This window comes from Pseudomonas sp. FDAARGOS_761 (genome assembly GCF_013343155.1).
In the GTDB taxonomy this organism is placed as follows: Bacteria; Pseudomonadota; Gammaproteobacteria; order Pseudomonadales; family Pseudomonadaceae; genus Pseudomonas; species Pseudomonas aeruginosa.
The window spans coordinates 1,301,482-1,316,905 of the sequence record NZ_CP054572.1 but is presented as its reverse complement, the minus strand read 5'-3'; the positions used below and the strand labels follow the sequence as shown (position 1 = coordinate 1,316,905).

Sequence of the window (15,424 nt, the reverse complement as noted above, 5' to 3'; positions counted from 1 at the left end):
CAGGGCGTAACGAACGCTATCGGGCGTTTGGTCCTGCCATTGCTCGGCAGTCCGGGAGGAGTAGGTCAGACTGGCAAAGCCCACGGCCATCACCGATGGGTGCTGAAGCCAGGACCCGGCCCAGGACGGCAATCGCATCGGAGATCGCTTGAGCAAGGGATGCGGCGCCTTGTGCGACCTGGATCAGACCCCGGCCTGCGGCGGTGGCGACAACGCTGCCATCGGCTGGCATGGCATAAGTATTGGCAGCCCTGATCGCCGCTTGACGAGCGATTTCCTTGCGCCTTGCCGTTTCGGCGTTCAGCTTGTCCAGCCGGGCTTGCAGGCTGGCGATTTCATCCACCAGGAGATCGGCGTTGTAGGTTGCCTTTTGTTTCTCCAGTGCATTGGGTGCCTTGGCAATCAAGGCATTGTTTGCAGTCTGCAATTTCTTCTTATTGGCGATCGCCTGCGTAACCAGTTGAGTAGCGCGTTCAAGCCACTGCTCTGGCGTTGGATTGGTCAGTTGAGGCAAAGCATTCCCAGCCTGGTCAAGCTCGGACTGCACTTTTTTCTCGACATTTGCCTTCCTGGCCTTGTAGTCCGCCTCCACCTCAGCAGCGGCTCGCTGGGCTTCTGCTTCCAATGACCGGGCTTTATTCTCCAGCTCTTGAGACGTTTGTTTCAAGATAGCGATTTGCGCCTTATAGATATCGGCGCTGTACGCTTTGGCTAGCTCACTCATATGGCGATCCAGGAACTCTCCATAGAATTTTCGGCTGGCCAGCAACTGACTCTGGTACATCGACTCTGACTTCTGAGGAAAGTCTGAAGCCGTATAAAGATTGGCCGGGCGATCCTCAATGGCCTTTAGCGATTTTGCTTTGGCATCCATGAGTGCATCAACGATACTCTTTTCATCGCGGATGTCATTGGCACTGACCGCTTTACCTGGCAACCCCGCTTCACTCTTGAGTTCATCAACCTCCTTCAGGGTTTCATTTTTCAGGTTTTTCTTGAGTTCTGAATGGGACTTATCAAGCGTACTTCTTAGCTTCCTGTACTCCTGCATTCCAGTACCGACATACGGACTTGGTCCTGGTGGGACAAATGGTGGAGTACCGTAGCTTGATCGAGCAGGAATATACTGGATTATGTCACGCCCACCACCCTGCACATGTGTAATAACCATCGAACCAGGTTCGTAATCATTGACAGCCATAGATCGCCCCTACATTAATTTGAAAGTGTAATGTATTGAGCGACTCCCACCTAGAGAACCCTCTCCCAGTCAATAAGCCCCAATGCATCGGCAATACACTGCAATCAACTTTTAGATGATCCAGAAGGTGCGCTCTCTCGCCTCTTATAATCGCGCCTGCGTCAAACGGTCATTTCCTGAACGCACACCTCATCTACCCCGGCCAGTCACGGAAGCCGCATACCTTCAGTTCATTAACGAACTCCCACTTTCAAAATTCATCCATGCCGCCCCTTCGCGAGCTTCCGGACAAAACCACGCTGATTGCGAGCCCAGCGTTTTTGATTGCAAGCCGCTGCACTTGGTCAGGCCGTTTCCGCAGCGCATGAAGTCCTGGCCGATATACCGGCAGGGCCAGCCATCGTTCGACGAATAAAGCCACCTCAGCCATGATGCCCTTTCCATCCCCAGCGGAACCCCGACATGGACGCCAAAGCTCTGCTCCTCGGCAGCCTCTGCCTGGCCGCCCCATTCGCCGACGCGGCGACGCTCGACAATGCCCTCTCCGCCTGCCTCGCCGCCCGGCTCGGTGCACCGCACACGGCGGAGGGCCAGTTGCACCTGCCACTCACCCTTGAGGCCCGGCGCTCCACCGGCGAATGCGGCTGTACCTCAGCGCTGGTGCGATATCGGCTGCTGGCCATGCATGCCAATGCGAAGGCACAGGTCCTTCAGGAAGGTCTGCTCGACGGTCGCTACGAAGGCGCCCGTACCCTAACGCTGGCAGCGGATGCGCAACTGGCGGCCGACAGCACGCTCGTGGTACGTCTTGGTTGCGCCGTCGCCGAATGACCATCCACCGACCCAGCGAGGTTCGCGATGCACCTGCTTTACCCCTCCGCCCCCGACCGCAGCAACGCGGTCGATGAACTCTTCGCCGAGGAATATGACGCGGCCCGTTCGGCAGGCTTGGCCTGTTCGCTGTTCTGCGACGAGGAACTGGAGAGTGGACGCTTTCGCGCCCGCCCGGAGTTTCCGGCAAACACCCAGGTGCTGTATCGCGGCTGGATGCTCACACCGGAAAACTACGCTCGCCTGCACGGCGCGATCCTCGTCGCTGGCGGACGGCCCCTGACCAGTCCACAGCAATATCGGCACTGCCATTACTTGCCGGAGTGGTATCCGCTCTGTGAGGACCTCACGCCGGCGACCCTGTTCCTGTCCAGGAACGCCGACTTCGAGGCAGTGTTGGCGCAAAGCCCGTGGCGCGCCTGGTTCGTCAAGGACCATGTGAAATCCCTGACCACCCAGCGCGGCTCGAAGGCCACCAATGCTGCGGAAGTGCGGGAAGTCCTCGATTCGATCGAGCGTTATCGAGGCACCATCGAAGGCGGTGTATGCCTTCGGGAGTTCGAGGCGCTGCGTGCGGAAACCGAGGAACGCTACTTCGTTCTTCACGGCCGCGCTCACGGGCGTCTCGATACCGTCCCGCCGCTAGTGGAACAGGTGGCACAACGTATCGATTGCCCGTTCTTTTCCGTCGACGTGGTCGAGTCGACCAGTGGCGAGTTGCGCCTGATGGAACTCGGCGATGGCCAGGTTTCCGACCGCAAGCAATGGCCCGCCGCACGCTTCGCGGCGATGCTGGCACAGGCATAGTCGGAACCGCTGCAATCCCAACCCGACCAAGCTCCCCTTGATCGATCCCGAGGGGGCTCGTCACTCGCGCAGTGCCTCGACCACTTACTCTCATCCGAAGCCCAGGAACGGTTGTCCGTCCCCTCGCCCATGGATATTTCTTCCACTCTGCAATCCAGTTCATAAATCCCATAAAAGCCCTCTTCCGCTCCCCGCCAGCCTCCCCGCATCCCGCACCCTAGACGCCCCGCCGCTCTCCGCCGGCTCGCCCGACAAGAAAAACCAACCGCTCGATCAGCCTCATCCTTCACCCATCACAGGAGCCATCGCGATGCACCTGACACCCCATTGGATCCCCCTGGTCGCCAGCCTCGGCCTGCTCGCCGGCGGCTTGTCCGCGTCCGCCGCCGAGGAAGCCTTCGACCTCTGGAACGAATGCGCCAAGGCCTGCGTGCTCGACCTCAAGGACGGCGTGCGTTCCAGCCGCATGAGCGTCGACCCGGCCATCGCCGACACCAACGGCCAGGGCGTGCTGCACTACTCCATGGTCCTGGAGGGCGGCAACGACGCGCTCAAGCTGGCCATCGACAACGCCCTCAGCATCACCAGCGACGGCCTGACCATCCGCCTCGAAGGCGGCGTCGAGCCGAACAAGCCGGTGCGCTACAGCTACACGCGCCAGGCGCGCGGCAGTTGGTCGCTGAACTGGCTGGTACCGATCGGCCACGAGAAGCCCTCGAACATCAAGGTGTTCATCCACGAACTGAACGCCGGCAACCAGCTCAGCCACATGTCGCCGATCTACACCATCGAGATGGGCGACGAGTTGCTGGCGAAGCTGGCGCGCGATGCCACCTTCTTCGTCAGGGCGCACGAGAGCAACGAGATGCAGCCGACGCTCGCCATCAGCCATGCCGGGGTCAGCGTGGTCATGGCCCAGGCCCAGCCGCGCCGGGAAAAGCGCTGGAGCGAATGGGCCAGCGGCAAGGTGTTGTGCCTGCTCGACCCGCTGGACGGGGTCTACAACTACCTCGCCCAGCAGCGCTGCAACCTCGACGATACCTGGGAAGGCAAGATCTACCGGGTGCTCGCCGGCAACCCGGCGAAGCATGACCTGGACATCAAGCCCACGGTCATCAGTCATCGCCTGCATTTCCCCGAGGGCGGCAGCCTGGCCGCGCTGACCGCGCACCAGGCTTGCCACCTGCCGCTGGAGACTTTCACCCGTCATCGCCAGCCGCGCGGCTGGGAACAACTGGAGCAGTGCGGCTATCCGGTGCAGCGGCTGGTCGCCCTCTACCTGGCGGCGCGGCTGTCGTGGAACCAGGTCGACCAGGTGATCCGCAACGCCCTGGCCAGCCCCGGCAGCGGCGGCGACCTGGGCGAAGCGATCCGCGAGCAGCCGGAGCAGGCCCGTCTGGCCCTGACCCTGGCCGCCGCCGAGAGCGAGCGCTTCGTCCGGCAGGGCACCGGCAACGACGAGGCCGGCGCGGCCAGCACCGACGTGGTGAGCCTGACCTGCCCGGTCGCCGTCGGTGAATGCGCGGGCCCGGCGGACAGCGGCGACGCCCTGCTGGAGCGCAACTATCCCACTGGCGCGGAGTTCCTCGGCGACGGCGGCGACGTCAGCTTCAGCACCCGCGGCACGCAGAACTGGACGGTGGAGCGGCTGCTCCAGGCGCACCGCCAACTGGAGGAGCGCGGCTATGTGTTCGTCGGCTACCACGGCACCTTCCTCGAAGCGGCGCAAAGCATCGTCTTCGGCGGGGTGCGCGCGCGCAGCCAGGACCTCGACGCGATCTGGCGCGGTTTCTATATCGCCGGCGATCCGGCGCTGGCCTACGGCTACGCCCAGGACCAGGAACCCGACGCGCGCGGCCGGATCCGCAACGGTGCCCTGCTGCGGGTCTATGTGCCGCGCTCGAGCCTGCCGGGCTTCTACCGCACCGGCCTGACCCTGGCCGCGCCGGAGGCGGCGGGCGAGGTCGAACGGCTGATCGGCCATCCGCTGCCGCTGCGCCTGGACGCCATCACCGGCCCCGAGGAGGAAGGCGGGCGCCTGGAGACCATTCTCGGCTGGCCGCTGGCCGAGCGCACCGTGGTGATTCCCTCGGCGATCCCCACCGACCCGCGCAACGTCGGCGGCGACCTCGACCCGTCCAGCATCCCCGACAAGGAACAGGCGATCAGCGCCCTGCCGGACTACGCCAGCCAGCCCGGCAAACCGCCGCGCGAGGACCTGAAGTAACTGCCGCGACCGGCCGGCTCCCTTCGCAGGAGCCGGCCTTCTCGGGGCCTGGCCATACATCAGGTTTTCCTGATGCCAGCCCAATCGAATATGAATTCATCCTGATAGGTAATCCGCCTAACCTGCGTCTGCCACGCTTTCGCTCGTCCCGGAAGCGGCCATAACAATTCCAATAGCCGACGAGGACTCTCCATGCTCACCCATCGCATCGGTGGCATCCGCCTTTCCCCTTCCCCGCAGCGCTCGCCCGGAGACCGCCATGACTGATCTCCGCGATGCCTCCCGCGACGAACGCCTGCTGGCGGCCCACGGCTATCGCCAGGAACTGGAGCGCGGGCTGAGCCTGTGGTCGTCCTTTTCCGTCGGCTTCGCCACCATCTCGCCGGTGGTGGGCATCTACTCGGTGATGTCCCTCGGCACCATGAGCATGGGCCCCTCCTGGGTCTGGGTGGTGCCGCTGTGCCTGCTGCTGCAGTTCGGCGTGGCGCTGGTCTACGCCGAGCTGTCCTCGCAGTTTCCGCTGGCCGGCGGCTGCTACCAGTGGGTGCGGCGCCTGGTGGGCGACCGCCTGGCCTGGTTCACCGGCTTCCTCTACCTGGCTTCGGCGCTGGCCTCGCTGACTACCGTGGCCTACCTCGGTGGCTTCTGGCTCGGCCTGCTGGCGACCGGCGCGCCGCCGTCGGCCAACGGCCAGGTGCTCTGCGGCGCGCTGCTGCTGGCGCTGGGCCTGGCGGTGAACCTGCTGGGGATCAACCCGTTGAAGTACTTCGTCAATGCCGGGATCGTCGCCGAGGCCATCGCCTCCATCGGTATCGGCGTGCTGTTGCTGCTGTTCTTCCGCAACCATCCGCTCGACCTGCTGTTCAGCGGCCCGGGCGGCACAGGCGGTGCGGACGGTGCCTACCTGGACGGCGTGCTGACCGCGCTGGCGGTGGGCGGCTGGGCCTTCCTCGGCTTCGACGCCTGCTCGCAGATTTCCGAGGAAACCACCGATGCCCGCGTCTCCACACCCCGGGCGATCCTGCGCTCGATGCTGGTGGTGGGATTCACCGTGATGCTCACCGCCTTCGCCGTGACCCTGTCCTACCAGGACATCGGCGCGGTGGTCAGCGGCCAGGTGGTCGACCCGGTCACCCCGGCGGTGGTGGACGCCTTCGGCGCCTGGGCCGAGCGGCCCTTCGTCGCAGTGGTGCTGATCGCCTTCGTCGCCTGCGTGGTGTCGGTGCAGACCTACATCGGCCGGGCGATCTTCGGCATGGCGCGCGACGCCATCTTGCCCGGCTCCGCCCTGCTGCGCCGGGTCGACCGGCGCAAGGTGCCGATGGCGGCGATGGTCTGCAGCACGCTGCTGGCCAGCCTAGGCCTGGCCCTGGGGCTGAACGCCACGGCGGTCGGCACGCTGATCGCGTTCGGCAGCGGCGGTTTCTTCGTGGTCTTCCTGATCGTCACCGCCTGCGCCCTCTGGGCCCGCCTCGTCGGCCGCTGGGACCCGGACAAGGGCGCCTTGCGCCTGGGACGCGCGGGGCTGGCGGTGAACGTCCTGGCAGTCGCCTGGCTGTCGTTCGAGGCGCTCAACGTCGCCTGGCCGCGGGCCAGCCTCGCCCCGCCCGACGCGCCCTGGTTCCAGGTCTGGGCGGTGGTCGTGGTGTTCTCCGCGCTGGCCGCGTTCGGCCTGCTCTACATGGTCATCGCCAAGCCGCATCGGCGCATCGCCACCAGCCTCAGCTTCGCCGCTCCGCCGGCGGACTGACCCGCACGCGCCGGCCGTTCCGGCGTCTCCTCCGGTTGTTCCCGCACGCTGGCTTCGCGCCCGGCGGGGCCCGGCTCATCCTGCTTTCACGGAGCATCGCCATGAGCGACCTGCATTACTGGAACTACCCCACCGATATCCTCTGCGGCGTCGGCGCCCTGGAACAACTGCCGAGGCGTTGCGCGCTGGCGGGCGCACGCCGGCCCCTGCTGGTCACCGATCCCGGCATGCTCGCCCTGGAGCCCCTGCGCCTGGTGCGCGAGTGCCTGGAACGCGCCGGCATCGACCATGACCTGTTCCACGAACTGTCGAGCAACCCCAGCCTCGCTGAAGTCCAGGGCGGCGCCAGGCGCTTCGAGGCCGGCGGGCATGACGCGCTGATCGCCCTCGGCGGCGGCAGCGCCCTCGACGCGGCCAAGGGAATCGCCCTGCTCAGCCGCGATCCGCACGGACTCGAACGCTTCGAATGGACACAGACGCTGCGCAGCTATCCGACCCTCGCCGACTACCCGCCGCTCGGCCTGCCGCCGCTGCTGGCGCTGCCCACGACCGCCGGCACCGGCTCGGAACTGGGACGCGAGGCGGTGCTGACCGACACGCAACTGGGCATCAAGCGGGTCGTCGGCCACCGCGAGCTGCTGGCCGCCTGCGTATTCCTCGACCCGCGCCTGACCCGCGGGTTGCCGCCGGCGCTGAGCGCCGCCACCGGCATGGACGCCCTCACCCATCACCTGGAGGCGCTGTTCTCGCCGCTCTACCATCCGATGTCGGCGGGTATCGCCCTGGAAGGCGTGCGCCTGGTCAGGCAGCACCTGGAAAACGCCGTGCGCGACGGCAACGATCTCGCCGCCCGGGAAGGCATGCTGGTAGCCTCGGCCAGCGCCGCGGTGGCATTCCAGAAGGGGCTTGGCGGGGTCCACGCCCTGGCCCACCCGCTGGGCGCTCGCCATCACCTGCACCACGGCCTGCTGAACGCCGTGCTGCTGCCCTACGTTCTGCTGGCCAACCGCCCGGCGATAGAAGCCGACGCCGCGCGCCTGGCGCGCTACCTGGAACTCGACGAAGCGAGCTTCGACGGCCTGCTGGCGTGGATCCTCGAACTGCGCGCGCGCATCGGCATCCCGGCGAACCTCGCCGCCCTCGGCCTGGATGGCGAGGACGCGCAATGGGTGGGCGAGCAGGCGCTGGCCGACCTGTCCTCCTCGGCGACCAACGCCCTACCGCTCGATGCCCGGGATTATGCGCGCATCTACCGCCAGGCGGTGGCAGGGACTCTCGCCTGAGTGCTCAGGCCCCCAGGCCGTGGACCTGCAGCAGGTCGTCGATGAAGGCGCGGGCGGCTTCGCTGAGGGGGCGCCCGGCATAGACGATCATGCTGTGCTCCACCGGATAGCTCAGCCGCTCCGGCAACAGCGCGCGCATCCGCCCGCGCTCGATCCAGGCTTCGGCGTAATGGGTCGGCAGATAGCCCAGGTGGGTGCCGGCCAGCACGGCATGGGCGACCGCTTCCATGTGGTAGGCGGTGGCGCGGCTGCGCGACGGGCGTAGCGGCAGGACCAGGTTTTCCGGCAGGAAGCCGTGCATCACCCAGTCACAGGCGGCGATCCGCTCCAGAGTCGGCTGCGCCTCGGCGAACAGCGGATGGCGATCGCCACAGAACACGCCGATCTCTTCGCGATACAGCGGGCGGTATTCGAGGCTCGGCCGCGAACGGCTGAAATAGGAAATCGCCAGGTCCAGCTCGCCTTCGATCACCGCCAGTTCCAGCTCGGTGGGCGAATTCACGAAAAGGTTCAGCTGGACATCCTGGTCGCGCCGCTGGAAGCGCGCCAGCGCATCGCCGAAACGGGCCTGGGGCAAGGTCGCGAGATTGTCCGCCAGGCCCAGGTACAGCTCCCCGACCAAACGTCCGGACAACGCCTGCGCCTGGTCGCGAAACAGGCCGATGGCGTCGAACATCGTTCGCGAAGCCTCCAGCACCCGGCGGCCCTTGGCGGTCAGTCGGAAGCCGCCCTTGCCGCGCTCGCAGAGCCGGTAGCCGAGGCGCTTCTCCAGGCTGGCGATGTGCATGCTGATGTTCGACTGGCTCATGTTCAGCTCGGCCTGGGCCGCGGTGAAACCGCCGCACTTCACCACGCAGGCGAAGATGCGCAACAGACGCAGGTCTAGGTCGGTGACGTTTCTCAGCATGGCGGTCCGATCCGGCGCGAGGTCCCGCAGTCTAGCCGAGCGCCGCGACACACGGCCATCCAGCGGCGGCGCACGGCGCGCCAGAGGCGCTGGCACATCATCGAAAATCTGGTCTATTCCAATTTCTTGAAAATACGCGGGAAAGTCCCACCCAAAGGCGCAACCAGGACAAGAAAACGCACCAATACCGGGCAATCCCCCGAAAAAATCGAATGGTTTCGCTCTATTTTTGGTCTAGACCATAAAAATACCCGGTGCTAGATTGACCTTCGCCAGCCGGCCCAGCCTGACCGGATCGGCGCCACGCACCGCCGCCACACCTTCACAATCCATCTCAGCCTCGGCAGGACCGAGCAGGAGCGCGCCGACAGCCAACCTTGCGCACGAAAAAAGTCATGGAAAAGGCATCTGGCCTAGACCATGCATCCGGACAGCTTTGCAGCAGCACAACAAGAACAACCTCCCCGCACTGTCTAGACCCATAGGGACCCACATGAACAACCACAACGGTACCCTGCACCGTGGCTGGCAATCGCTCCAGCGCTGGCGCATCCAGATCTTCGTCATCACCTGGCTGGCCTACGCCGCCTTCTACTTCACCCGCAAGGCCTTCTCGGTGGCCAAGCTCGGCATCGCCGAAGACCCCTCCTTCGAACTCGACAAGAGCGCCATGGCCGATCTCGATGCCCTCTACCTGGCCGCCTACGCCGTGGGCCAGTTCATGTGGGGGGTGTTCGCCGACCGCTTCGGCACCCGCGTGGTGGTGCTCGGCGGTTTGCTCACCTCGGCGCTGGCGGCGCTGGCGATGGGTACCTTCGCCACCCTGCCGATCTTCGCCGCCTGCATGGTGGTCCAGGGCCTGGCGCAGTCCACCGGCTGGTCGGGGCTGTGCAAGAACATCGGCGCCTTCTTCGCCACCTACGAGCGAGGCCGCGTGCTCGGCCTGTGGAGTACCTGCTACGCCTTCGGCGGGCTGGTGGCGACGCCGTTCGCCGGCTGGTGCGCCTACCGGTTGACGCATGACTGGCGCATGGCCTTCCTGTCCTCGGCGGGAGTGGTGCTGGCGGTGGCCGTGCTGTTCTTCTTCCTCCAGCGCAACCGTCCGCAGGACGTCGGCCTGCCGCCCGTGGAGGCCGAGGCCGCGCCCCCCGCCAACGCGCCCCGGCCGAGCCATTCCGGCGCCCTGCTGAAGGCGCTCAGGAATCCCCACGTGCTGGTCCTCGGCATCGCCTACTTCCTGCTCAAGCCGGCGCGCTACGCGATCCTGCTCTGGGGCCCGGTGATCATCTACGAACGCATGCCGGAGATCGGCAAGGTCGCCTCGGCCATCGTGCCTTCGGCCTTCGAGGTCGCCGGGCTGGCCGGGCCGATCCTCATCGGCCTGGCCTCGGACAAGCTGTTCGGCGCCCGCCGCATGCCGGCCTGCGTGCTCAGCCTGGCGGCGCTGACCCTGAGCCTGGCGCTGTTCGTCCCGGCGATGCAGAGCGGCAGCCTGTACCTGGTGGTCGGCCTGCTGTTCATGATGGGCGTCACCCTCTACGGGCCGGACTCGATGATCAGCGGCGCCGCCGCCATCGACTTCGGCACCAGCGAGGCGGCCGGCACCGCCACCGGCTTCGTCAACGGCTGCGGCTCGGTCGGGGCGATCCTCGGCGGCCTGCTGCCGGGCTACTTCGACACCCTCACGGTGTTCTTCGTGTTCACCGCCACCGCGCTGCTCGCCAGCCTGCTGCTGGTGCCGTTCTGGAACAGCCGGCCGGGCGCGCGCCGCGTCGAACCGAAGGCGCATGCCGGCGGGCCGCTGCTGGCGGCCGGCAAGCCGCGTTGAAACCTCTCCGAACCACCGCCCGGCGCCAGGCGCGCCGGGCCAATCCCTAGCGAACAAGGAACCGCCTATGCCACTTGCCCTCTTCGACCTCGACGACACCCTGATCGACGGCGACTGCGCGACCCTCTGGGGGCGCTACATGACCGAACTGGGCTGGGTCGAGAAAACCGCCTTCCTGCACCAGGAACGCCGCCTCATGGAACTCTATGCCGAGGGCCGGCTGGCCATGGAGGACTACATGGACTTCAGCCTGGCGCCCATCGCCGGCCGCACCCCGGCGGAAATCGCCGGCGCCGTCGAGGATTTCGTCGCGCGGATCGTTGCGCCGCGCATCCACGCCGACGCCGTGCGCTGCCTGGAACGCCACCGCCAGGCCGGCGACCGCCTGCTGATCATCTCCGCCTCGGCGCACTTCCTGGTCAGCGCCATCGGCCGCCGGCTGGGGGTGGACGAGGTGCTGGCGATCGACATCGAGGAGCGCGACGGCCTCTACACCGGGCGCACCCGCGGCACCCTCACCTACCGCGAGGGCAAGGTCCGTCGCCTCGACGCCTGGCTGGCCCAGGAGGGCGAGACGCTGGCCGGCGCGACCTTCTATTCCGACTCGCGCAACGACCTGCCGCTGCTCTCGCGGGTCGACCGGCCGCACACGGTGAACCCCGACCCGGCGCTGCTCGGGCACGCCCGCGAGGCCGGCTGGCCGGTGCTGCAATGGCGCTGAGAAGGCGCGCCGCGCTATACCGCCGGCGGCCCGGAAGCATTACCCTGTAGCCCCCCGGAGCCCCAGCGGAGAAGCGTCGATATGCGCGACGAGCCGTCCCGACCCCTGACGGTGATCTACCAGTCCCTGCGCGAGCAGATCGAGCGCGGCCTGCTCGCGCGCGGCAGCAAGCTGCCCAGCGAACGGCAGTTGAGCGAGCTGTTCTCGACCACCCGCATCACCCTGCGCGAGGCGCTCGGCCAGTTGGAGGACCAGGGCCTGATCTACCGCGAGGAACGCCGCGGCTGGTTCGTCTCGCCGCAGCGGCTGCTGTACAACCCGCTGGTGCGCAGCCACTTCCACGCGATGGTCGCCGACCAGGGCCGGGTGCCGGAGACCGAGGTGCTCGGCGCGGCGATGATCCCGGCCAGCGTCGACATCTGCCAGCGCCTGGAGCTGCCGGCGCTGTCGCGGGTGTTCCAGATCCGCCGGGCGCGGCGGGTCGACGGGCGGCTGGTGCTGTACGTCGAGCACTACCTGAATCCCGCCTACTTTCCCGGCATCGAGCGCTTCGACCTGACTCGCTCGCTGACCGATCTCTACGCCAACCACTACGGCATCCGCTACGGCCGGGTGCGCTTCGAGATGGTCCCGACCATCCTCCCGGCGGAGGCCGCCGGGCCGCTGCGGGTCTCGGTGGGCAGCCCGGCGCTACAGATCGTGCGGGTCAACCGCGACCAGGCGGGCCGCCTGATCGACTGCGACCTGGAGTACTGGCGCCACGACGCGCTACAGGTCAACGTCGAGGTGCCCGAGTAGCGCTCCGCAGTCCTGTTCCTGGCGCATGCATGACCGCCTGGCGGGTTTCCCGCCGCTTCCAGCGCATTGGTCGACCGCTGGGCACGCTGCGTCGACGCTGAGCGGTTGCCGCTGACGGCACGGCCTGCTAAAAGCGGCGAAAACATTCGAAAATGCGATACGACCATGAGCGACAGTGAAAAATCGAATAGCCGCCTGTTCGACCTCGACCTGCTCCGCGCCATCGTCACGGTGGCCGACTGCGGCAGCTTCACCACTGCCGCCGCGCGCCTGCACTCGACCCAGTCGACCGTCAGCCAGAAGGTTCGCCGCCTGGAGGAAATGGCCGGACACCGCCTGCTGGAGCGCGGCAACCGCGACGTGTTGCCGACCGACGCCGGCGATACGCTGCTCGGCTACGCCCGTCGCCTGCTGGCGCTGAACGACGAACTGGCCGAGGCGCTGTCCGGCGCCACGGTGGCGCTGACGGTGCGCATCGGCGTGCCGGACGACTTCGCCGCCGGCCGCACCACCGAGCGACTGGCGGCCTTCAACCGGCGTTATCCACAGGTCAAGCTGGAAGTCACCAGCGGCATGAGCCGCGACCTCAGCGCCAGCTACGACCGCGGCGAACTGGACCTGGTGCTGCTCAAGCAGCGCCGCGCCAGCCGCGAGGCACTGGCCTGCTGGCCGGAAAAGACATGCTGGGTGGACAGCGCCAGGAACCCCTGCATCGACCTCGACCCGCTGCCCATCGTCACCTTCCCGCCGCGCGGGGTCTACCGCGACGAGATGATCGCCGCCCTGGAAGCGGTCGGCCGGCGCTGGCACATCAGCTTCACCAGTTCCAGCCTCAGCGGCCTGCAATCGGCCATCGCCGACGGCATGGGCATCGGCCTGCTGCCGCTGCGCGCGGTGAGCGCAGGCCATGCGGTGCTGCCGAAGAACGCCGGGCTGCCGGCGGTGGACGTGTTCGAAGTGGCGCTGCTGCACCGGCCGGCGGCGGATCCGATGGTGAAGGCGCTGGCGCGCGTGCTGTCGCGGGTGCTGGCGGAAGATACCCGGAGCCGGCCCGCATTCGAAAAATGAATATACTGGATTCCAACATTTAATTTGTGCATGCGCCAGGCGCTGGATATCGTTGCCGTCAGCAACGGCTCGCGCCCGCCCGTTTCGCTCCGGCGGCGCGTGAGCCGGCAGCAAGACAACAACGAGGAAACGCTCCATGTCCAAGTCCAGCTACTACGCGCCGCACGGCGGGCACCCGGCACAGACCGAGCTGCTCACCGACCGGGCGATGTTCACCGAAGCCTATGCCGTGATTCCCAAGGGGGTGATGCGCGATATCGTCACCAGCCACCTGCCGTTCTGGGACAACATGCGCATGTGGGTGATCGCCCGCCCGCTGTCCGGCTTCGCCGAGACCTTCTCGCAGTACATCGTCGAACTGGCGCCCAACGGTGGCAGCGACAAACCGGAGCAGGATCCCAACGCCGAGGCCGTGCTGTTCGTCGTCGAAGGCGAGCTGAGCCTGACCCTGCAGGGCCAGGTCCACGCCATGCAGCCGGGCGGCTACGCCTTCATTCCGCCGGGCGCCGACTACAAGGTGCGCAATACCACCGGCCAGCACACCCGCTTCCACTGGATCCGCAAGCACTACCAGAAGGTCGACGGCGTACCGCTGCCGGAAGCCTTCGTCACCAACGAGCAGGACATCCAGCCGCTGGTGATGCCGGACACCGAAGGCCGCTGGAGCACCACCCGCTTCGTCGACATGAGCGACATGCGCCACGACATGCACGTCAACATCGTCAACTTCGAGCCGGGCGGCGTGATCCCCTTCGCCGAGACCCACGTGATGGAGCACGGCCTGTACGTGCTGGAAGGCAAGGCGGTGTACCGCCTGAACCAGGACTGGGTCGAGGTGGAGGCCGGCGACTTCATGTGGCTGCGCGCCTTCTGCCCGCAGGCCTGCTATTCGGGCGGCCCGGGGCGCTTCCGCTACCTGCTGTACAAGGACGTCAACCGGCACATGCGCCTGACTCTCAATGCGCCGCATTGAGGGCGGGACAGGCTGAAAGGGAACCCGGCGCCATGGCGCCGGGTTTTTCGTTTGCGGAAGGCGCCCAGCCCTTCGTCAGCTCCGGGCGCGGAGGACTTCAGGGCGAACCGAACATGGCCGTCCAGTAGATTCCCGCGTCACTCTTCGGATCGGTGGCGTAGGCCGCGCCCAGCTCGCGGTAGCCGGGGTTCATCAGGTTGGCGCAGTGGCCCGGGCTGGCCAGCCAGCCGTCGACCACCTTGTCCACCCCGTCCTGGCCGGCGGCGATGTTTTCGCCGATCAGCCCGCCGCTGTAGCCGGCCAGCTCGGCGCGGTCGCCGGGGGTGCGGCCGTCGCGGTCGAGGTGGTCGAAGAAGTTGCCGTTGGCCATCGCCCGCGAATGCGCTTCGGCGGCGCCGCCAAGGGTGGCGTTCCAGGCCAGCGGCTGGGCCGCTGCGTAGGGCTTGCCACCGCACTGGCGGGCTTGCCCGCGGGCGGCGTTGATCCGTTCCAGGAGCTTCTGCCCTTCCGCCTGCCAATCGCCCATGCCGCCGCGCAGCAATGGCCGGGCGAGGACGATGCGCCAGTCGCGGTCCTGGCGGCTGACGCCGACGTCGACGAACTGCGGGTCGAGCACCACGCGGCAGAAGCTTTCCTGCAGCGCCTTCATCGCCGCGCCGGCATCGCGCGGCCCGGAAAGGCTGATCGACTGCACGTTGACCATCGGGTAGGCGGCCTGTGCCATCGCCTGCTGCAGGTCGCCGGCGGCATTCACCGGCAAGGCCAGGCGCGGGTCGGCGGCCAGCGGCGGCAGTTCACCGCTGGCCTGCCCGCCGCAGGACTGCACCTGGCCACGGTAGGCGTTGATCGCCTCGACCAGTTGCGCCTCGTCGGCGGCACTGGCGGCCGCTGCGAGCGCCAGCCCGACCGTCAGTACGGCCAAACGCGGGATGCTTGGGATTGCCATGGAAATCTCCTCGATCTGATGGCGCCTATGATGCGCGATTCCGCGGCGCGCCGCCGCATTCGACCGGAACCCGGCGCCGGCGTT

At 66.9% G+C, this 15,424-nt stretch carries 12 protein-coding genes and 1 pseudogene; 10 read left to right on the top strand and 3 right to left on the bottom strand.

The window, feature by feature from the left end; all coding sequences use genetic code 11:
* Nucleotides 1-335: 335 nt before the first annotated feature.
* Nucleotides 336-1,201: pseudogene (locus FOC67_RS06290) on the bottom strand (hypothetical protein).
* A 462-nt stretch (nucleotides 1,202-1,663) separates the two neighbouring features.
* Between FOC67_RS06290 and FOC67_RS06285 the strand changes: the two are divergent.
* The 5 genes from FOC67_RS06285 to FOC67_RS06265 all read left to right on the top strand — a co-directional run bounded on the left by FOC67_RS06285 (nucleotide 1,664) and on the right by FOC67_RS06265 (nucleotide 8,099).
* Nucleotides 1,664-2,032, top strand: a complete 369-nt coding sequence (locus FOC67_RS06285; RefSeq protein WP_003082340.1) for a DUF2195 family protein — start codon at nucleotides 1,664-1,666, stop codon at nucleotides 2,030-2,032.
* Nucleotides 2,033-2,059: 27 nt separating this feature from the next.
* Nucleotides 2,060-2,839, top strand: a complete 780-nt coding sequence (locus FOC67_RS06280) for an ATP-grasp domain-containing protein (protein ID WP_003082336.1) — start codon at nucleotides 2,060-2,062, stop codon at nucleotides 2,837-2,839.
* 310 nt (nucleotides 2,840-3,149) lie between these two features.
* On the top strand, nucleotides 3,150-5,066 hold the full coding sequence (gene toxA, locus FOC67_RS06275) for an exotoxin A (RefSeq protein WP_009315468.1): 1,917 nt from the start codon (nucleotides 3,150-3,152) through the stop codon (nucleotides 5,064-5,066).
* Nucleotides 5,067-5,325: 259 nt separating this feature from the next.
* On the top strand, nucleotides 5,326-6,816 hold the full coding sequence (locus FOC67_RS06270; RefSeq protein WP_009315467.1) for an APC family permease: 1,491 nt from the start codon (nucleotides 5,326-5,328) through the stop codon (nucleotides 6,814-6,816).
* 101 nt (nucleotides 6,817-6,917) lie between these two features.
* Nucleotides 6,918-8,099, top strand: coding sequence for an iron-containing alcohol dehydrogenase (locus FOC67_RS06265; protein ID WP_003133856.1), 1,182 nt, complete (start codon nucleotides 6,918-6,920; stop codon nucleotides 8,097-8,099).
* 4 nt (nucleotides 8,100-8,103) lie between these two features.
* On the opposite strand, the gene FOC67_RS06260 is transcribed toward FOC67_RS06265, so the two are convergent.
* Entirely contained in the window at nucleotides 8,104-9,006 is a 903-nt protein-coding gene (locus FOC67_RS06260; RefSeq protein ID WP_009315466.1) for a LysR family transcriptional regulator, read from the bottom strand.
* 493 nt (nucleotides 9,007-9,499) lie between these two features.
* On the opposite strand from FOC67_RS06260, the gene FOC67_RS06255 reads away from it, so the two are divergent.
* The 5 genes from FOC67_RS06255 (at nucleotide 9,500) to FOC67_RS06235 (ending at nucleotide 14,394) form a co-directional block, all read left to right on the top strand.
* The gene (locus FOC67_RS06255) at nucleotides 9,500-10,834 is read left to right on the top strand and encodes an MFS transporter (RefSeq protein ID WP_003140556.1); all 1,335 of its coding nucleotides are present in this window, start codon (nucleotides 9,500-9,502) and stop codon (nucleotides 10,832-10,834) included.
* Between the two features lie 67 nt (nucleotides 10,835-10,901).
* Complete coding sequence (locus tag FOC67_RS06250) at nucleotides 10,902-11,555, top strand: HAD family phosphatase (RefSeq protein WP_003086534.1); 654 nt, start codon at nucleotides 10,902-10,904, stop codon at nucleotides 11,553-11,555.
* An 81-nt stretch (nucleotides 11,556-11,636) separates the two neighbouring features.
* Nucleotides 11,637-12,353 carry a UTRA domain-containing protein gene (locus tag FOC67_RS06245; RefSeq protein ID WP_003086532.1) on the top strand — a complete coding sequence of 239 codons (717 nt, stop codon included), beginning with the start codon at nucleotides 11,637-11,639 and terminating at the stop codon, nucleotides 12,351-12,353.
* Nucleotides 12,354-12,518: 165 nt separating this feature from the next.
* Complete coding sequence (locus FOC67_RS06240; protein WP_003109090.1) at nucleotides 12,519-13,421, top strand: LysR family transcriptional regulator; 903 nt, start codon at nucleotides 12,519-12,521, stop codon at nucleotides 13,419-13,421.
* Nucleotides 13,422-13,557: 136 nt separating this feature from the next.
* Nucleotides 13,558-14,394 carry a bifunctional allantoicase/(S)-ureidoglycine aminohydrolase gene (locus tag FOC67_RS06235; RefSeq protein WP_003086528.1) on the top strand — a complete coding sequence of 279 codons (837 nt, stop codon included), beginning with the start codon at nucleotides 13,558-13,560 and terminating at the stop codon, nucleotides 14,392-14,394.
* A gap of 97 nt (nucleotides 14,395-14,491) precedes the next feature.
* Here the strand turns inward: FOC67_RS06235 and FOC67_RS06230 are convergent, their stop codons facing one another.
* A complete protein-coding gene (locus tag FOC67_RS06230) occupies nucleotides 14,492-15,340 on the bottom strand; it encodes a CAP domain-containing protein (protein ID WP_009315465.1) in 849 nt (282 codons plus the stop codon).
* Nucleotides 15,341-15,424 lie beyond the last annotated feature (84 nt).